Genomic DNA, 18835 nt, shown 5'->3' on the forward strand with positions numbered 1-18835 from the left:
TCATCCTAGAGCTCTAGACCGTCGCCCGGGTCCATTACCGCCTGCCGCGCGAGGCGGATTCCGCTCGTGCGCATCACGCGGGCCCGGACGGCAGCACCGTCATCCCCTTCTTCTGGAAAGTCGAACTCGGTTGGAGGCCTCGAAACTTCCGGCACGATATCTTCATGCCGGGGAAGCTCCGGCTCGCGACGAATGCCAGAATTTGCGGGGTCATCGACGGATGGCCGAGCACCCGACACGGATACCGGCCTGGACACACTCCTGTTCGCCGGAGCGGGCAAGCGGCTCCAATCGTCCGTCGGTGCGCGATCCTCGCGGTCGATGAGCCCCGATCTTGGCGGCGGCAGCACGCGTTCGGTCAGGCGTGGATCCTCAAAATACCTCGCCTTTTTGGCACGGATTGGTGGCACGCCGGAAACCAGCACCAACTCATCATCCGGCGGGAGTTGCATGACCTCGCCCGGCGTCAGCAACGGCCGCGCGGTCTCCTGCCGCGAGACCATGAGATGGCCGAGCCAGGGACTTAGCCTGTGGCCAGCGTAATTCTTCATTGCCCTCAGTTCAGTTGCAGTCCCGAGCGCGTCCGACACGCGTTTGGCGGTGCGCTCGTCGTTGGTCGCGAAGGAAACCCGCACATGACAATTGTCGAGAATGGCGTTGTTGGGCCCATAGGCCTTTTCGATCTGATTGAGAGATTGGGCAATGAGAAAGCTCTTGAGGCCATAGCCGGCCATGAAGGCGAGCGCGGACTCGAAGAAATCAAGCCGTCCAAGCGCCGGAAACTCATCGAGCATGAACAGCAGCCGATGCCGACGTCCTCTGGCCTGGAGGTCCTCGGTGAGACGTCGGCCGATCTGGTTGAGGACCAACCGCACCAGCGGTTTGGTGCGACTGATGTCGGACGGAGGCACAACCAGATAGGGCGTCGTTGGCCGTTCGTCCTCAACGAGATCCCGGATGCGCCAGTCGCAGCGGCGCGTTACCCGGGCAACGACGGGGTCGCGATAGAGCCCGAGGAACGACATCGCGGTCGAGAGCACGCCTGATCGCTCGTTCTCGCTCTTGTTCAGTAGCTCCCTTGCCGCGGAGGCGATCACCGGATGTGTCCCGGCTTCGCCAAGATGCTGCGTGGTCATCATTGCGCGAAGCGTGGTCTCGATCGGACGTTTCGGGTCGGACAGAAAGCTCGCGACCCCGGCAAGCGTCTTGTCCTGCTCCGCATAGAGAACGTGAAGAATGGCTCCAACCAGCAACGCGTGGCTGGTCTTCTCCCAGTGGTTCCGCCGTTCGAGCGATCCCTCGGGATCGACGAGCACGTCGGCAACATTTTGGACGTCGCGAACCTCCCATTCCCCGCGCCTTACTTCCAAAAGAGGATTGTAGGCCGCACTCCCTGAATTGGTTGGATCGAACAACAGCACCCGGCCGTGTTGGGCACGAAAGCCTGACGTCAGGGTCCAGTTTTCACCCTTGATGTCATGGACGATGCAGCTTCCCGGCCAGGTTAGAAGCGTCGGGACAACGAGGCCGACGCCTTTGCCGGATCTGGTCGGCGCGAAGCACAGCACATGCTCCGGTCCGTCGTGTCGCAGGTATTGTCCCTCGAACCGCCCGAGGATCACGCCATCTGCCCCTGTGAGGCCGGCACCTCGAATCTCAAGCTGGTTCGCCCAACGTGCAGAACCATATGTGGCCGCCGTCTCCGCCTCTCGGGCCCGCCATACCGACATCGCAAGTGCGGCTATGATAGAGATGATCCCGCCCGAAGCAGCGACGCATGCGCCTTCGACGAACACTCTTGGTGCATAGGCATGGTAGGCATACCACCACCAGAAGAAGGCCGGAGGAAGATAGATCGGAACGCCCGGTACGAGTTCAAACCAGGGGTGACCGAGTTGGGGCTGATAGCCGAGCCGCCACGCCGTCCACTGCGTAGCGGCCCACGTCGTGATCAGCACGAGGGTCAGGACGACAGCGATCTGGCCCCAAAGTATTCTGGTTGCGGACATGGCAGGAGGAATCAAAATGCCTACGTAAACCGCAGACAAGCCATCCTGCCAATCGCGAGTATTTTCGGACATCCCAGCGAGCAAATTGGTGCGTCAACCGCCGAGCGGCATAAAACTCAAACTACATCTCGCCTGTAGAATTTGATAAGAATGCCAGCGTCTGCCCCCTGGCGCCTTGAGACATGCGGACCGTATTGAGCTGTCCGCTCTTAGCGGTTAACCCGGAAGACGTTTGCCCCATCTCGGACAATCGACCTTTTCCAGAAAATGGCTTCGCGATATTCGATGGTGTCCTCTCAAATAGGATCCCAAAATTCAATTGCGAGCAGCAAAATCGTCACCAAAGTTCTTTGTAGTTTGGAAATAGCTTCAGTGTCGCGTCGTAGCGCACCGGCACAATCCAAGGCAGCGCCAGCCTGAATATTGCATTTGCAAGGGTCGACGTATGGCGCACATATAGATCAATGGGATCGAGTCGATGCCTCATGTGCAGCTTCGGATCATAGTTTAGGCCACTACTGCGAAACCATTTGTACCCTCTGCTGATCCCCCAACTGATCATGTCCCGAACCACATAGTGATAGAGATGCAGGTCGAGGGCAACGGTATAATCGAAACCCACGTACTCCGCGAACAGCGAGTCTCCTTGCACCATGCAAAGGCTGAAAGCCACCAGCATGTTTCCGCGACGCCACGCGAAGAACCGCACCTTATCGTTCATTCGTTGGCCGAGCTGGCGGAAAAAGTCCTTCGTTAGCTTCTCGAATCGCATCCTTGAACGCTCGAACACTTGCAGATAGAGCGGATAAATCTCATCGACGAAACTTGCCGCATCGTCGGTGACGCTCATGCGAATATCCGATACGTCGGCCGTCGTTTCGAGATTCTTGCGCAATTTCTTTCGCGTTGAGCTTTTCAGCGCCTTTATCATGTAATCGTCGAAGCTGTCATATCCGATGTCGAGCATCGTCATCGGCATGCTCGGCGCGCGCACGAAGCCGCATTGCAAGAAGCAGTGAAGCACTTTGCGATAGCGAGACGGAAACTCCTTCAGCACGATGAGCTGCGCGTTGAGTGATCTCGCTTGTTTGATGATGCCGTTTGACAACGTTTCTGCAACGATGTGGACAGGCAGAATTTCCGTAGCAGCGAGGTGAGCCTCCCCGGCGGAACAACCAACCATCAAAGTGCGCAGTTTAAGGAAACGCGGGTAGAATCGTCGGATCAGCGAAATCCAATGAATTCGTTCAGCGTCAAGCCCTTCAAGAATATCCTGATCGACAAGGAAGAACGGTTGGATAGCTCGTACATGGCCATTGTTATCAACAATCGCGAAATATCGGTACTCGAAGTCACCCCGGAGAGTATCGTCCAGGATCTCGTAATACCGATAATCTTTTCGTTGGTCGGCGAAAGTAGATGTCCAAGGCGCGCATCCGGACAATTCGGCACGCGACACAACGGAAATCGAGAACGATTCACGGCGCGCGCTGGAGACGCTCGGAGCAATCGCGCTCATCTCTCCACTCCGTCGGGCTCCCGTAGAATTCATAACCCCGGGCGACGCTAATTATTTCCCGCCTCTTCAGTTTCGCGCGGACGTACAAGAGAGAATTTCTATCTTGGACTTTAGAAACTAACGGCTCTAAGGCCGCGCTGTTGAAATATAACTGACCACCAAACGAAAAATCCCGGGGCTGACGTTTGCGGACGGCTAAAGCAATTCGGACCTGACTCCAAAAGGTCAGCAGCTTCGTTCCGGCCGATAAGAGACAGCACTACTCGGCGGCGCAAAATGCTGCGGTGCATTAGTCCGAGCATGGCAGCTTTGAGACATGCCTCCTGCATAAGGCGACGTCGCTTTCAGGGGTAACCTGCAAGAAATTTGCTCAGACTGAGTTCTCTGGGACGAGTTCGCGAAGGTGATTCTTCGTCTGGAATCGCTGCTGTGTGGGTAGTGGGTCGGCTCGATTGTGGCAGAGTTCTGGGCTGGAAAATCGACGGTCCGAAGGTCATATTCCCGGGATGGCGACAATTGTGCAGTGCAACGGCGACCGAGTACAGACGCACTGAAGAGTGCCGTGACACGGTCTGCACGGTCTTCGGAGCTGCTCTAGAATGGTGGCGGGAAAGCACGCACGTTCCCACATACGAACTTATTGAACGTCCAGAGAGAAAGCGGGAGTGACACCAGCCCAGTGCGCCTATACTGGCAGAAAGTTAATATCGAAAGTTCTGGCGCTTCTCAGGATCAGGGCGCACACTTTGTCATCACCGCCCGGTCTCGTGGCAGTTATCGGTGATGAGAACGCCGGTCGCGCTCCCGCCAATCCTCAATTGGATGGAGCAGCGTATGCCAGAGCGTCGCCGTTTCACACAAACTGCCTCCCTTGAAGAAAGCCTTGCCAAGGAAGCCACGCAGTTACGCAAGCAGGCTCAAAGTAGCCCGCCGGGCATTGAGCGCGACCTCCTAGCCCGCCGAGCCGAGATAGCTTGTCATATGACGAAGTGGCCGGCCTTGGGCTACAGGCACCAAGATAAGTTCAATTAGAAATGGCTATCTATCGCCTATTAAGGAATTCTACCTTGGAGCCGGAAGAGATTAGCCGCATCATAGAGGCATACGAGCAAGCGTTGCGTACCCTCTGCGTCAAGGATCGCGACGACCCTCTAACGGAAATGATCGCGAAGCAAATCATCAAGATCGCGCAAGCTGGTGTCCGTGACGTGGCGCAGCTTTCGGCTCTGGCGGTCGCAGAACTGCGCGTCCGGTGAGGCCGCCTCTGCTGGCGGCCTCCCCCAGGGTCCACGCCCGAGGAGCAACAACATGACCCCACATATCCCCAAGGAATTTTCCAGCAAGTTGGTCGACAGGCGTCCGTTCGTGATCATGGGCAACACAATGCCGCCCCGAGATCCTGATGAAGACGAAGAGGATGAGGACGAAGAGGAAGAGGAAGAGGACGGCGCCGACGAACCGCCGGTCGTGCGCGAGCCGGACGAAGACTAGGTGGTGTGGACTCTAGGGATTCCCTTTTAGGAGCAAATCAGATTCAAGACTTCTTTTGAGGAGGCAGTCTTGGGTGTGATCGAGCGGTTGGTTTTGAGCGACGCGGCGTGGGAACGGATGGCGCCGCTGATCATAGGCCGACCCTGACCAGAAGGGCTCCACCGGGCGCGACAACCGGATGTCTGTGGAAGGTGTGCTGTGGATCGTGCGTACAGGCTTTTCCTGGCCTGATCTTCCGGAAGCGTTTGGGGATTGGAACAGCGTGTTCCGGCGGTTCAGCCGATGGAGCATCAAGGGTGTTTGGTGGCGCATCTTCGAGGCGATGTCAGATGATCCGGACTTCGAATATCTGATCATCGATTCCACCATTGTCCGGGCGCATCAGCACGCCGCTGGGGCGAAAAAAGGGGTCTGAAGATCAGGCGATCGGCCGCTCGCGCGGCGGCCTGAGCACTAAGATCCATATGGCCGTTCGCGGCTTGGGCTGTCCTGTGCGGTTCACACTTACCGCGAGTCAGAAAAGGCGATGCACCGCAAGCTGCCGCATTGATCGAGGAGATTGCCTGCCGAGGTCGTCATGGCCGATACGGCCTATGACGCCGATCACCTGCGCCAGGCCATCGCCGCCCAGGGGGCGATCGCCGTCATCCCCAACAACCCGTCACGTGCGCTCAAACATCCGCTCGACAAGCATCTCTATGCCCAGCGCCATCTCGTGGAATGCTGCTTCTCAAAGCTCAAGCAGTTCCGCCGCGTCGCAACCCGCTTCGAAAAGACCGCCCGAAATTACCAGGCCGTCGTCACTCTCGCAGCCATCACCCTATCGATGCGATCGGCATCCACACTATCTATACGTGTTTGGGGCGCAGCGGTGGTTTTGCCCCAGTCAGCTTTCCTTTATTCCACGGCACTCGCTTGGGCGCGGGGGTGTATTCACTTGATCCTGCATGGCCATACTCCTCGGCTGAGCTACAGAGCACGAGAAGCAAGCGTCAGCGGGTTAGGCATTGGATCGGGTCGGTTTTCGGGCCAAAGCGGACTTCGCCTGCGCCTGGGGGCAAACACCCTGTAGCGATTCACCCGAACCGGACATCCCGCTACTTAAAGTGGACAGCAAGACGAATAGCGAGGACATCAGTCAAAGATACGGCAGCAGAAGCCGCGTGGCCGCGTCGCGCAATTGGGTCCATCGGGGCCGGGAGGAGAGTTCGTCCGGGCTGAGCTTGCGGCCTTGTGAAATCTTCTGCTCGATCAGAGCATCGACATTCGCAGTCACCGCGCTGTCGTAGCATTCCAGGTCGAACTCGAAATTGAGCCGTAAGCTCCGCGTGTCCCAGTTTGAGCTTCCGATTAGGCACCATTGCCCGTCCACCGTCATGAGCTTGGCATGGTTGAAGGGCGATGGCGTGAAATAGACCGTGGCGAGCACATCCTTGAAAAAGCGGAGATGCGCCAGCATCGCCCAATCCATGAAGAAGTAGTCGCATCGCTGAGGAATCAGGATCTCGACGGAAACCCCGCGCAGACCTGCCTGTGCGATGGCGAACTGGAGACGCTGGTCGGGAAGAAAATAGGGTGTGACGATACGAACCCTATTTTGTGCCTGGGCAAGGGCCGCGCCGAGGACCGTCTCCAGCTTGTACATATCCGCATCCGGTCCCGAATGGATGCCGCGGACGGCGACCGATCCTGCGGGGTCGATAGGGGGCCACCAGGCATCCTGGTCCAGCACCTCATCCATCGTAAACGACCAGTCTCGCGCAAAGGTGTCCATGAGCTGGCGAGTAACCGGCCCCTCCACCCGGACCTGCACACCGTCGACATAGTCTTTCGGCGCACGTTGGCGTGAGTGGTCCGCGCCGATGTTCAATCCGCCGGTGAATCCTACAGTCCCGTCGACGATCAGGAGCTTCTTATGGTTGCGCATATTGAGGAACGGCATGCGCCAAGGCACCCAAGTATGGAGGAAACGAGCGGTGGGGATCCCGGCGGCTTCCAGATCGCGCAGCGGCGATGACAGAATATAGCCGCTGCCGATTCCGTCGATTAGCACACGCACCTCGACGCCGCGCTTGTGTGCGTCGATCAGTGCACCGATGAAGGAGCGCCCGACCGAGTCATCGCGGAAGATATAAGAGCCGAGTGCGACGCTGTGACGGGCATTGCGGATGGCGGCCAGCATCGACGGATATGCTTCATCGCCGCCCCGTAAGACCGAAACTGCATTGCCGGCGATCAGCGGGCTTCCGGTCACGCGCTGGGCGATGGCGGAAAGGACGGCGATGTTCGGCGGCACCGGCGGCCACGCATCCGGGCCGGTAGCGCTTCCACGCTCGTGCTCGAGCTTCGCAAAGTCCAAGGCCCGTCGCGTCACGCGATTGATGCCAAAGACGAAATAGAGTACCGCGCCGAAAACCGGAGACAACCAGGCGACCGCGATCCAGCCCAACGCAGCGCGGACGTCGCTCTTCGTCAGCAGCACGTGGACCGTGACGGTGCCCGCCAGAAGCACATAGATCACTATCAGCAGAAACTGCATCAATCGGATGCCCGTTCGATGGCCACTCGGCAGTATTCCAGCCGGGTGTGCCGGTTGCCCAAACCCTCGCTAGAAATGGGCAAGATATGATATTCTAGCGCCGACCTTCGCAGGTGTCGCGTATGCGGCTGGATTCTTTCGTCTCTGACGGTGTTGAATCGCTCGCCCGTCTCACTAAATATCGTCCAGATTTCCCCTTTTCGAGCGACTATAGTCTTGGGCGTCAGTGGGGCGCCGCGGCACACCGCGATCTCGAGTGTCATTTGGGAGAGTGGGATACTTGGGAACTGAAGAGCGCCAGCCGGGGATGGAAACTTGAAAGTTATAAGCTGGAACTTGTTGCGTTTGACTGGTGCGCGGGTTGAGGATGTCGCCGCTCTCGTCAAACGACATCATCCCGACCTTCTCTTCTTGCAGGAAGCGATCGAGGAAATGGCGGATCTACCGACCCTGGTCGGCGGATATTTTTTCCGCGAACCGCTGGAAGGCCGCGTTTACGGTCTGGCTGTGTGGAGCCCGCATCCATTGCTGCGGCCCTATGCGCTACGTCTGCCGGTTTCGCAGGTGCCCGGTCGCGTGCCGCCGCGCGTCGCGCAAATCGTTCAGCTAGGTGACGTGACTTTCGCCAACGTACATCTTTCGCACGGCCAGTTCCTGAACCGGCGGCAACTAATGCACATCGCAAATGCCCTCGACGGTCCGGCGGCCATTGTCGGCGACTACAACGCGGTCGGGCCGATCAAGCTGGCTAGCTTCAAGGATGTCGGACCGCGCCAATCCACACACAGTCCGAATGACATCATTTCCTTCCGCCTCGATCGTTGCATGGCGCGAGGTTTGCGCTGTTCCTATGCTCGGGTGCTGGCGCGCGGGTCTTCCGACCATCATCCGATCTTGCTCAAGCTACATACCTTGCCGGTCGTTCAGGTCTCGGACGGACCCGTCACGGCACGCGTTCGGCGCCCCATGCTGCGCGTGAGCGTGGAAAGATGGCTTCGGGTAATGCGAGAAGCACCCGCCCGCGTTCGCGTGAGGCAGACTTTTTTGGAGGCGCTTGATCTGAAATTGCGGAAAGTGAAACGCGGTAAGGCAACTCGGCAGCGCCCCAGCCCTGCGAGCAATGACATCACTGCGCGGCAGCGCATCGAGGATCGCGCTCGATCGGAAATTTGATAATATACGCCTAACGATCTTCTTCACTAAGGTGGAATTGATGTCTGCCGATGAGCTTGCGGTGTGTCGAGCGATCCGTGCGTTAAGCTAATTGATGGGCGAGCGGGCTGCTGCCTCAGGTGTCGCAATGGCGTTGGACCTGCAGTTTTTGCGGCAAGCCGGGCGGTGACAGCGGATCAGGCGTCGACCGCGATGACTGCAAGGCCAAGTTCAGAGTCGCATGGCCGCGACACGCGTCCGCGCTGACGGATGCGGACATCGCGAAGGCGCACGAGATGCGGTGCTGACGGCGATCATCAACATCGCGGGATCAAGCAAACCTCTTTGGCGGCCAATGAAGGTTAGCGCACGGTCACCATCATGGAAATCATCGATAGGACAGCAACGCTGGCTTGATCAGCATCATCGCGCTGGACATATCCAAACTATCGGGATCGTTGGCCCGACACATTGGCAACGCACCGCGCCTCATTTCATTGGGACCGCGCGTTCTAGGCAGGTACGGCTACGTTCGACGCGGCAAGCAAACGCAATGCAACGGCAAGCCGTCGGGGTCATCTCTGGCGGCTTTTGCGTGTGCGCATCATTCGTAGCGAAGGATGGTCGCGTCGACGCCAACCCGTTGAAACTCAACTCTGGAGAGACAACAAATGACCTACTCCTGTGCAAAATGATCCTGCCGCGCTCGGATTTCGCAATGGCGGCCAAACAGGCGAATTTTCGAAGACGCGGCACTCCTGATCGCGCATCGAATTTGCGCAGCGCGGCACAAGTTTGCACTGCCATCAGGTCGACGATTGTGCTCTCTTTGGCTGCGCGACCTCTCGCTGATCATTTCAGCCCCAGCCCCATCGTCGGCTCGAGAGGGAGCGTTGCCCCGGCGTTGATCCCCACGATTCGCGCCGGTCGCCTTGTTCATGCGTTCACCTGGAGTGGCAGCCTTGGTGCAGAACCTAGTAGCCGGATTCGTCGTGGTGGCTTTGATTATCATGGGCGTGCTTGCCTACGCCCAGAAACATGAGGGGTGCTTGCACGGGCGCTCGCTCCAAACCTTCAAGCCCTGCGGATCAGTTAGCGTTGACCTGTAGCGCTGGTCGCGACGCTGCGGCCAACCTCGCGCGATTTGGTGCCCATGATCCCGGGCAAACCCCGGTTCGCCTATCTCCGTCTGCACGGGCCCCTGCTTCTCACCGACTTCCCTGGGGAGGGCGTTTTTACATGGCCAAGACCCATCTCCGACATCACCCCTCGGGCACCCCAGCTAAACGCAAGCCTTTACAGAACCGCTCCCGCCCGGCAAGGTACGCCGGATTGTCGCTTGATTTGGTGTCGCGGAAGCGGCGGATGGTGAAGTTCGGATTGAGCGCCAGCCCCGCCTGTGCGGCGGTCCTTGCCTCGTCCAGCGACCCAAGCAGCGCCAGCGCGCCGGCGAGCTGAAAATGCGCAATCGGGTGATTGCGGTTGGCCTCAATGCTTCGCCGCAGCCAACTGACGGCTTCGGCATCCGCCCCGAGCTGTATCTTGGACCAGCCTACAGTTTGCATCCAGCGGTAGCCAAAGATATCGCGAGGAGAAAGACGGAAAGCCTCGAGTATATGACCTTCGGTTTCGGCAGCGCGACCCATAAAAAATTTGGCTTGACCGATAACGCCATGAGCAAAGGCCGAATTGGGATTGAGCGCTAGCGCCTGCTCGCATTCCGCGATCCCTTGGACCGCGCGGTTTGTAAAAACGTGGACACCACCCAAGACCAAATGGGCCAAAGCATGGTCCGGTGCGAGTGAAAGGGCCTTGATCGCATTTGTTTCGGCTGCCGAATAGCGCGAGGCCCGGTCGTCAGTTAGCGCGGACGCCCCCATTGCTAGATCGACGCGTGCCATGCCGACCAGGGCTTCGACACTTCGGGGATCGATTGCCAAGGCTCGCTGGAAAAAGCCGCAAGCCTGGGTCATGTGTTCGGGGGTTACCCCTTTGTTGAACCAAGCGATGCCCTGAAAATAGAGGTCCATCGCGTCTGGATGCAGCAAACGCTCCGCCCGCCGCGCCTCGGCCTCGATGAGTTGGGTGTTGAGTGTGTTGGCGAGCCGCGACACGATTTCGTCCTGCATATCGAACAAATCGGTGATGGGTTTGTCGAAGCGATCGGCCCACAGGTGATTGGCGGTCACGGCGTCGATCAACTGCACGTTAATCCGAACTCGATTACCCCCACGCTGCACCGAACCTTCCAGCACGTAGCGGATGTTCAACTCGCGCCCGATCTTCTTAAGGTCGACCGCCTTGCCCTTGTAGGTGAACGCGGTGTGTCGACCGATCACGAATGAGCCCGAGATGCGTGACAAGTCCGTGGTCAGGCTCTCGGTCACGCCGTCAACAAAGTACTCTTGCTCGGGATCGCCACTGAGGTTGGCGAAAGGAAGCACAACAATGGAAAGACGAGGCGGTGAAGTTGCGCCTAGGCTTGCGCGCTCAGCTTGTGACGTCGGAATATGTTCATCCCAAACCACCGCATAGATACGCACCGGACGGGCGATGTTTTTGAGGGTTTGCTCGCCCAGATCGGCGAACGCAACCCCAACCTTGCCTTGGACTTGATCGTAGACAGAAGACGAGATGCAGATACCGCCCGGTTCTGAGATGCTCTCAAGACGCGCCGCAATGTTAACGCCGTCTCCAAAGATGTCATGGGGCTCGGCAATGACGTCGCCGATATTGACGCCGACACGCAAAGCAATGCGCCTGTCTTCCGCATCAACGATTGCAAGTTCCTTGGTGCGGGTAATAGCAGCTCGGACCGCTTTGACTGCGCTCGGAAACTCCGCCAAGAACCCGTCACCGGTGTTCTTCACGATGCGACCGCCGTGCTCCGCAATCGCGGGCTCGATAGCGGCCGCTAGGAGCGCCGTCAGCCTGGCATGCGTAGCCTCTTCGTCATTGTGCATAAGCCGCGAGTAGCCCGCGACGTCGGCAGCCAATATCGCCGACAGCCTACGCTCGACCCGGACTGACCGCTCTTGCACCATGGCCCGCAATCCAACCCAGCGCACTGTACGACGGATCAGAGAGGGGTACCAAACGAGTTTTGATGGGATGCCCACCGGCTGACGTCGCCTATTGCACTTTTCGGAAGTGAAGAGTCGCGTCGGCGGCGTCCGTTGACCGGGGCAAAGCGGACTTCACCCGCCATCGCGCTCACGTCCAAAATGACCCAACCCGGACGTAGGCATAGCCGGACATCGGCCCACAATTGTGCTATATGAACAGTCAATTTCCCCGAGCCCGGGGGTGCATCTTGAGCGACGTGCACATAGATCGGCGACTGGCGGCTATTCTGGCGGCGGATGTCGCGGGCTCTTGCCGCTTGATAGGGGCCGATGAAGAAGGCACGCTGGCTCAACTGAAAGCGCTCAGAAAGACGCTTTTCGATCCCAAAATCGCTGAGCATCACGGACGCATCGTCAAGAATACCGGGGACGGCGCTCTCGTTGAGTTCGGCAGCGTCGTGGATGCCATACGCTGCGCCGTCGAGGTTCAGCACGACATGGCTGAACAAAATATCGATGTACCGCAGGACAAGCGGATCGAATTTCGCATCGGCAGTCACGTCGATGATATTATCATCGAAGACGATGACTTCTTTGGTGATGGGGTCAATATTGCAGTGCGTCTCGAAGGGATCGCAGAACCGGGTGGTGTTAGCATTTCCGACGATGCTCACCGGCAAATCCGTGGCAAAGTGGATATCACCTTTGAGGATATGGGTTCGCAATCGTTGAAGAATATTGCCGAACCGATGCGGGTCTGGCGCGTGCGCATGGTTCCAGACTTTTCGCCGGCAATGTTAACAAACTCGCCGACCAGGACTGGGCAGCCGCTCGCTCTCCCCGACAAGCCTTCTATCGCTGTACTGCCGTTCGAGAATATGAGCGACTGCGCCGAGGATATCTATTTTGCCGACGGCATCGCCGAGGATATCATCACCGAGCTGTCGCGCTACCCGGACCTGTTCGTCACGGCGCGCAATTCCTCGTTCACCTTTCGGGGAAGGGCCGTGCTGATCGCGGACGTGGCGAGGGAAACTCGGCGTGCGGTACGTCGTGGAAGGAAGTGTGCGGCGCGGCGGCAGCCGCGTTCGAATTACAGCGCAGCTGATCGACGCTCTCAGCGGCAAGCACCTTTGGGCGCAGCGCTATGACCGCGAACTGCAAGGCGTCTTTGCAATCCAGGACGACGTGACAAGCAGTATCGTGGCAGTGCTGCCAGCGCGGATCGAAGCTGCGGCTACTGAGGCTGCGGCCCGGAAGAAGGTCGATTCGCTAGAGGCCTACGATTACTTGTTGCGCGGGAAGTACTACCATCACCTGTATGACGCAAAGGCGAACCAGGAAGCCGAAGCCAGCTTCGACCGGGCGATCGAACTCGATCCGCGCTTCGCTGCCGCCTACGCCTGGAAAGCCTGCACGCTCGGCCAGGCGCGAATCCTGGGATATCGCAATCCTGCGCCCAGGCTTTCGGAAATCGCGCGGTTGGCTGAGGCCGCAGCGCGGCTCGACGAGAACAATACCGAATGTCACCGCCTCATGTGCCGCCTAGCCCTGCTTGATGGTCTGTTCGCAAAGAGCGAATACCATTTGGAACGCGCCATGGCGCAAAATCCGAATGATCCGCGCCTCGTCGTGCAGCGCGGCATCAACCTGACCTACCTGGGTGATCCGGTGGCGGCAATACCGTGGATCGAACGCGCGATGCGTCTCGATCCGTTCTCGGCCCATCACTACTATCTCGACCTTGTGCGAGCTTTGTTCATGGCGGGACGCGCGACCGAGGCGATAGGCGTTTTGGAGCCGATTGAACCAAACCGCTTCGAACACTACGCGTTGCTGGCGGCCTGCTGGTCAACAGTCGGTGACACACTGGCGGCGCAAGAGGCGGGGCGACGCGCCCTTGCGATGCGCCCAGCCTTTGCAATCGGTTCCTACTTGGAAAGTTCGTTTGCTTGGAAGCGGCCTGAGGACAAGGCGCGCTTGCGCGATGCGTTGCAAAAGTCGGGGCTACCCGAATAGCCCGCCGTTTTGACGGACTGTTGTCAAAAGTCATCCACGCCATCCATCAACTCGACGCGCCTCCTGCCCGCCTGCCCGCGCTGACGAGGTGATCGAACAGGACTGGCCATGACCGCTTGGCACAGATGCGAAGTGAGCGATGTCCGCTATTTGGTCGCTATCGGCGGAAAAGCGGACGTCGCGGACATCGCGTTTTTGTAGATGTGGAGGTCATACGAGGCGGGCCGCTGCTAGAGGTGGCGTGGCGGCAGCGGGAGAGAAGCTTGGCGAGCCGCCCAGGTTCCGCGCGGTTGCTGTGAGCGCATTTCTTCACCGCACACGATCCGCGGGCGGTTCTACTGCGTCAGATATCTATATGCGACAATCAGAGCCACCATACTCGCGAAAATCAGCAGTGCCGAGAGTGATTTTCGGATCATTGGCCTCGTCGAATGGCGCGCAGCCGATGGAGCGAGCTGAGGTTTAGGTCGTCTCTGGGAGCGCACGACTTTGCCCTCTGTCGTTGGTGTGCGGGCCTTTGGCTCCGGCGCCGCGCCCACGCCTCCCATCTCGCTGTAATAAGCGCTGTAGACCTCGCGAACGGCCAGGGCCGTGGACTCGGCCTCGCTCATCGTCTCGAGTCGGGTTCGATAGTTAGTCAGAAAGCCCTGTGCGTTTGACGGAAGGTCATCGAAACCACCGAGCTTGGCCATCATGAGCCAAGTGGCAAAATCCGCCTCGGCCTTCGTGCGAGCTTTCTTGGCGATACTGGCGTTGGAGCTAGAGGACATGGTGGTCCGATTGGTTCGCCCGCCCAAACTCGCCGGCGTTCATGGCTATCGTTGGACAGTTCGCTTAGTTATCGCGGTTGACGTCAAGTGTCCCGCCTCGCGCCTGGCTTGGCGCGCCAGGATTTGCCCTGGCGCCGAAGCCGCCAAGGGCGCTGGACCAAATCAAGGGGCCTGCCGGCCGGCATCGTTGATCCGACCAATCTACTCCTTTGCCGAAGTCGCGTATCTTGAACGAGTCGAAAAGCTCGCTCATAAAACCGTCATTGAAAGGTTGGTGGCCGCGGTCCGAAGCAAAGATGCCTCGCCAGCTTGGAACGATGTTAGGACCGTACTCTTGAACTTCGATCGCGCAGACCTTCGGGGGCTGGTGCAAGACCTCTACACTGCGAGCAAAGACAACCGAGCATTCTTGCACGCCCGCCTGGGCTTGGGTTATGATCAGCTCCAGATCTTCAAAGCAAGTATTTCTACCTGGATATGCCCAGACTTAATGAACAACCAGTCCGTGTCGGTTTCAAAAGCCAAGAAGGCGTAGAAAGCGATTGGTCGCCCGGAGGGGATGGCGGAGCTGTCGATATTTTATTGCGAAGAGGCATTCGGCTTTCTAGAATCCTGCAGCATGGAAGATGAAAGCTACTTTGCTGCTCTGATCCGCATGTATGGACGGTCCCTCGAATTTGTATCGAGCCTACCTGCTGCCGAGCGCGGCACCTATCACGAGCGTCTCGACAAGCTTAGATCACGCAGGAGCCACGTCGGCTGGGGGGTTCAGGATGAGCTCAATAGCCTTTGGTACGCTGCCGCTCTGGACGAGCAACAGAGTGAATGACGGCTCCTTCTGCTGGATGAGGTGATCGACGAAGCGGCGCGAACATTGAAGCAGCGGGTGGGTTGCCCATGGTGGAGCGTGCGCCGCAGCCACGCTGGATCTAGGAGCAACGCGATTTAAACTTCGCGTCCAACTGCGAACAGCTTTCGGAATAATGCTTCGGATATCCATGATCGATGATCTCTGGGCACAATGATGATCGGCGGAACTTGATGATAGCGCGGCGCTGAAATGCAGATAATACAAGGACCGCCGACCTGATGAACGAATAATGTACTGTCTTCTGCAGCGCAAATATCGCTAACGGTACGAACTCGGACTCGCCCACGCATTTTTCGCCAAGGTCTGTTGTTGAGGGCAGACCGGAAGCAACTGGACGACGGCAAAAACGTCTCGAATGACCACTGCGGAAGTGACCTTTCGTTCGTCGGGTCGCTTCGCACCTCAGCGGCCGTTCACGCAATGGCGTTCTGCTGGATCGCCGCCAATTGCCGCAACGCAGGGTGGCAGCTTGGCTGCTGGTCGAGGTCCACTTACCTCGTACGCGGTATCTTCCTGCGGCTACTGCGCATCCCTAATGCCTGATATAATCAGGATCTTCCGGGTTCATCTGAGGAACGCCGGCTAACATGAAAAATTGATCCCCGGAGGAGCGCAGCCGCCCGAAATGGCCGCGGGTTGGCGATTCCAAATGAGCAAAATCCGAAGGGGAGAAGCCATGAAACGTCGTCAATTTCTGAAAACAGCGGGCGCTGGTCTTGCCATGTCCGCCGCCATTGCTGCGCCAGCCATCGCGCAGTCGATGCCTGAACTGAAGTGGCGCTGCACAACAAGTTGGCCGAAGTCGCTGGATGTGCCCTTCAGCGCATCAGAGACGATTTCGAAATATGTCGCGGAAGCCACCGACAACAAGTTTCAGATTCAGCCCTTCGCAGGCGGTGAGATCGTTCCAGCACTGCAGGCGGTCGATGCAGTGGCCAATGCAACGGTCGAGATGTGTCACACCGCCGCCTATTACTTCATCGGCAAGGATCCGACCTTCGCACTCTATTGCTCCATTCCGTTCGGGCTGAATTCGCGCCAGCAGAATGCTTGGTTCCAAGATCACGGTGGCCAGGAAATGCTCAACGAATTCGGCAAGAAGTACAACTTATACGGCATTGCGGGCGGCAACACGGGCACTCAGATGGGCGGCTGGTTCCGAAAGGAGATCAACAGCGTAGCAGACCTCAGCGGACTCAAAATGCGTATCGGCGGTTGGGCAGGCAAAACGCTTTCCAAGCTTGGTACCATCCCGCAGCAGATCGCGGGTGGCGACATCTATCCGGCATTGGAAAAGGGTACTATCGATGCGACCGAATGGGTCGGCCCCTACGATGATGAGAAGCTCGGCTTCTATAAGGTCGCCAAGTATTACTATTTCCCCGGCTGGTGGGAGGGTGGCACGGCGCTGCACTTCTTCATCAATTCGGACAAGTGGGACGCCCTGCCGAAGGCTTACAAGTCGCTACTCACTGTGGCCTGCGGCTATGCCAACATGGACGTTCAGGCGCGGTATGATGCGCGCAACCCGCTGGCGCTCAAGCGCCTCGTGGCAAACGGGGCACTTCTGCGTCCGTTCAGCCAGGTGGTGATGGAAGCGTGCTTAAAGGCCTCCAACGAGGTCAATGCCGAAGCTTCTGAATCTAACCTCGACTTTAAGAAGATTTACGATTCACAGATGGACTTCCGAAATGACGAGAACCTCTGGTGGCAGGTTGCGGAGTACTCCTATGAAAGCTTCATGATCCGCACGCGCCCTAAGGGCTGAATGACACTGCGACCTTATGCATAGTTCGCGGCCGCGCCGCTTCGTGTTTCCCCGGCCGGTGCTGCAACCCGATCGCCGCACGGCCCCGATACAAAGCGTGTCGTCTCAAACTGACGGTGGTCCAGTCGATCCGCACATTTTCGCGCAGGCTTTATCAAAGAGCCTCGCTTGATCCGTCCAGGCTTGGGACACTCACTCAGTCGAACCAGCGCGTCTCTTCGAGGTGTCAGCGAAGAGTGAACCAGCGCCGGATTGTGGAGTTGGGGCTGAAGAAGAAGTGAGGCCGCCTACGACCGAAAAGCGTCGAGGGTGTGGGTAACAAGGATGCCGACGCTAAGAGCGACAAGAAATGCTGTAATAGCTTCAAACATAGGGTTTCCAACCAATGGCCCAAGCATGATACTAGCTCGTTACACAGCCAAAATGATTCGAGAGCAGCGCAGCGGTTCTGTTGTGACTGGTGATTCTCGGCAACGGTTCTGCTGACAGAAGGACGCCATCGCAGAAATCCCGCCCGGAGCAGTAGAGCTGGGCAGAAGGCCAAGAAATGATCAATTTGCGCCTTGCTGTTCCTGCGGTTATGGCCGCTGCCGCCGTGGCAGGGTCCTTTACCTATTTGGTTAGCCCGCCGATCGCTCAGGTCGAAGTCGATCAGCGATTGCCACCGACCGGGCTCAACTTAAGAGGCCCTGACACGACGGCTTCAACAAGCGTTTACGAGTATCCAAGTGCGGATGAGAAAGCAGCCGCGGCCTACTTGGAGGCCGACAAGGCGATCCTAAGGCGAGCACCGACTGCGCAAGCGTCCGCCGATGAGCCGCCAATCACGAGACCTATCCCCTTACCCAAGCGGCGGCCGATCGCGCGCCCCTAATTTTCGGAAGCCACTATTGCGTTTGGCCCGGTTCCTGGTGAATCGCGTTGACGCGGCCCGATCGGGATCCCCGCCCCCGCTGCTGGCGCTCCTCTGCGGTTCCGCTGGATAGAGTTGGATGGGTCGGTTCGCGTCGGAATTATACCGAAGTAATAGAATATCGAAGAGGTGTTAGTTTAGTTAGTTGCGTAACGAACCAGGTCCAGTCGAATTAGCAATGCACGAGGCTCAGCGGCGTGGTCCTAAGGAGGATCTGCTACGGACTAGTGAGAGAGGATTGGACCATCGTATTGGGAAATGGGGTTGCCGCCGCGCTGTCGGGCACAATTCTGTTCTGCAAACTTCGCGACGTCAGATCAACAGCAAAAATTAGCCAAGTTAAGCCTGCCGCCTCACAGCGCTCGCGCAAGATACTCGGCTAGTTGACGCAACCCGCTCCGCCGGCCCGGCGGCCACTATCCGTCCGCCTTCGTCGGCCGCTCCCGGCCCGACATCGATGATCCAGTCGCTGGTTGCCGCGATTCCTATGCCGTGCTCGACAACGCCGCTTAATTCTTCGTTAACGCGGTCATCTAGCCTCCGAGGGCCCTCAGCCAAGAGCGTCCCGGCGGAAAAAGGTAGCTGTTTACGATCTTGAGACCGGCAGCCGTCAAATCGCCAAGCGAAGTCTGTCCCTTGGTGGCCACCGCCAAAATCTCTTCCGCGATATATTTCCGGATGGCTGGGTTGTCTCGATCCGTAGGTAGTTTTCGGCAAAC

General features: G+C 58.3%; 14 protein-coding genes and 1 pseudogene. 9 read left to right on the forward strand and 6 right to left on the reverse strand.

Going from position 1 to position 18835, the window contains the following annotated elements; genetic code table 11:
* Window positions 1-5: 5 nt before the first annotated feature.
* Entirely contained in the window at window positions 6-2009 is a 2004-nt protein-coding gene (locus tag JQ624_RS23875; protein ID WP_212421355.1) for a conjugal transfer protein TraG, read from the reverse strand.
* A 337-nt stretch (window positions 2010-2346) separates the two neighbouring features.
* The gene (locus JQ624_RS23880) at window positions 2347-3528 is read right to left on the reverse strand and encodes a GNAT family N-acetyltransferase (protein WP_212421356.1); all 1182 of its coding nucleotides are present in this window, start codon (window positions 3526-3528) and stop codon (window positions 2347-2349) included.
* Between the two features lie 1067 nt (window positions 3529-4595).
* Here JQ624_RS23880 and JQ624_RS23885 point away from each other — a divergent pair.
* From JQ624_RS23885 to JQ624_RS23895, 3 genes and pseudogenes are all read left to right on the forward strand, one after another.
* Window positions 4596-4784 (forward strand): hypothetical protein, encoded by a 189-nt coding sequence (locus tag JQ624_RS23885; RefSeq protein WP_249130024.1) that lies wholly within the window; start codon window positions 4596-4598, stop codon window positions 4782-4784.
* 52 nt (window positions 4785-4836) lie between these two features.
* Window positions 4837-5019 (forward strand): hypothetical protein, encoded by a 183-nt coding sequence (locus tag JQ624_RS23890; protein ID WP_212421358.1) that lies wholly within the window; start codon window positions 4837-4839, stop codon window positions 5017-5019.
* Window positions 5020-5088: 69 nt separating this feature from the next.
* A pseudogene (locus tag JQ624_RS23895) lies at window positions 5089-5851 on the forward strand (IS5 family transposase); the annotation flags it as partial.
* Window positions 5852-6157: 306 nt separating this feature from the next.
* Here the strand turns inward: JQ624_RS23895 and JQ624_RS23900 are convergent.
* Window positions 6158-7558: a phospholipase D-like domain-containing protein gene (locus tag JQ624_RS23900; RefSeq protein ID WP_212421359.1), complete on the reverse strand. Its 1401-nt coding sequence runs from the start codon at window positions 7556-7558 to the stop codon at window positions 6158-6160.
* Between the two features lie 315 nt (window positions 7559-7873).
* On the opposite strand from JQ624_RS23900, the gene JQ624_RS23905 reads away from it, so the two are divergent.
* Entirely contained in the window at window positions 7874-8731 is an 858-nt protein-coding gene (locus JQ624_RS23905) for an endonuclease/exonuclease/phosphatase family protein (RefSeq protein ID WP_212421360.1), read from the forward strand.
* 1241 nt (window positions 8732-9972) lie between these two features.
* On the opposite strand, the gene JQ624_RS23910 is transcribed toward JQ624_RS23905, so the two are convergent.
* The gene (locus JQ624_RS23910) at window positions 9973-11754 is read right to left on the reverse strand and encodes an adenylate/guanylate cyclase domain-containing protein (RefSeq protein WP_212421361.1); all 1782 of its coding nucleotides are present in this window, start codon (window positions 11752-11754) and stop codon (window positions 9973-9975) included.
* 278 nt (window positions 11755-12032) lie between these two features.
* Between JQ624_RS23910 and JQ624_RS23915 the strand changes: the two genes are divergently transcribed.
* Window positions 12033-12926 (forward strand): adenylate/guanylate cyclase domain-containing protein, encoded by an 894-nt coding sequence (locus JQ624_RS23915; protein WP_312014485.1) that lies wholly within the window; start codon window positions 12033-12035, stop codon window positions 12924-12926.
* Window positions 12817-13794 (forward strand): hypothetical protein, encoded by a 978-nt coding sequence (locus tag JQ624_RS23920; protein ID WP_212421363.1) that lies wholly within the window; start codon window positions 12817-12819, stop codon window positions 13792-13794. The genes JQ624_RS23915 and JQ624_RS23920 overlap by 110 nt, the downstream gene beginning before the upstream one ends.
* 335 nt (window positions 13795-14129) lie before the next feature.
* Here JQ624_RS23920 and JQ624_RS38725 read toward each other — a convergent pair whose 3' ends face one another.
* A complete protein-coding gene (locus JQ624_RS38725; RefSeq protein ID WP_249130025.1) occupies window positions 14130-14564 on the reverse strand; it encodes a hypothetical protein in 435 nt (144 codons plus the stop codon).
* On the opposite strand from JQ624_RS38725, the gene JQ624_RS23925 reads away from it, so the two are divergent.
* The 3 genes from JQ624_RS23925 (at window position 14488) to JQ624_RS23935 (ending at window position 17203) form a co-directional block, all read left to right on the forward strand.
* A complete protein-coding gene (locus JQ624_RS23925; protein WP_212421364.1) occupies window positions 14488-15099 on the forward strand; it encodes a hypothetical protein in 612 nt (203 codons plus the stop codon). The two genes, JQ624_RS38725 and JQ624_RS23925, sit on opposite strands and share 77 nt — an antisense overlap.
* Window positions 15100-15123: 24 nt before the next feature.
* Window positions 15124-15393, forward strand: coding sequence for a hypothetical protein (locus JQ624_RS23930; RefSeq protein WP_212421365.1), 270 nt, complete (start codon window positions 15124-15126; stop codon window positions 15391-15393).
* A gap of 718 nt (window positions 15394-16111) precedes the next feature.
* Window positions 16112-17203, forward strand: coding sequence for a TRAP transporter substrate-binding protein (locus JQ624_RS23935; RefSeq protein ID WP_212421366.1), 1092 nt, complete (start codon window positions 16112-16114; stop codon window positions 17201-17203).
* A gap of 1446 nt (window positions 17204-18649) precedes the next feature.
* Here the strand turns inward: JQ624_RS23935 and JQ624_RS23940 are convergent.
* A partial coding sequence (locus JQ624_RS23940) for a hypothetical protein (RefSeq protein WP_409334366.1) occupies window positions 18650-18835 on the reverse strand: 186 nt, incomplete at its 5' end.

This window comes from Bradyrhizobium sp. AUGA SZCCT0283 (genome assembly GCF_018130385.1).
Lineage (GTDB): Bacteria > Pseudomonadota > Alphaproteobacteria > Rhizobiales > Xanthobacteraceae > Bradyrhizobium.

What these genes read in the sequence shown, in the direction of transcription:
- JQ624_RS23875 (WP_212421355.1), bottom strand. Translation starts at nt 2,009, where the DNA reads ATGTCCGCAACCAGAATACTTTGGGGCCAGATCGCTGTCGTCCTGACC.
- JQ624_RS23880 (WP_212421356.1), bottom strand. Translation starts at nt 3,528, where the DNA reads ATGAGCGCGATTGCTCCGAGCGTCTCCAGCGCGCGCCGTGAATCGTTC.
- JQ624_RS23890 (WP_212421358.1), top strand. Translation starts at nt 4,837, where the DNA reads ATGACCCCACATATCCCCAAGGAATTTTCCAGCAAGTTGGTCGACAGG.
- JQ624_RS23900 (WP_212421359.1), bottom strand. Translation starts at nt 7,558, where the DNA reads ATGCAGTTTCTGCTGATAGTGATCTATGTGCTTCTGGCGGGCACCGTC.
- JQ624_RS23910 (WP_212421361.1), bottom strand. Translation starts at nt 11,754, where the DNA reads ATGGTGCAAGAGCGGTCAGTCCGGGTCGAGCGTAGGCTGTCGGCGATA.
- JQ624_RS23925 (WP_212421364.1), top strand. Translation starts at nt 14,488, where the DNA reads ATGAGCCAAGTGGCAAAATCCGCCTCGGCCTTCGTGCGAGCTTTCTTG.
- JQ624_RS38725 (WP_249130025.1), bottom strand. Translation starts at nt 14,564, where the DNA reads ATGTCCTCTAGCTCCAACGCCAGTATCGCCAAGAAAGCTCGCACGAAG.
- JQ624_RS23930 (WP_212421365.1), top strand. Translation starts at nt 15,124, where the DNA reads ATGGCGGAGCTGTCGATATTTTATTGCGAAGAGGCATTCGGCTTTCTA.
- JQ624_RS23935 (WP_212421366.1), top strand. Translation starts at nt 16,112, where the DNA reads ATGAAACGTCGTCAATTTCTGAAAACAGCGGGCGCTGGTCTTGCCATG.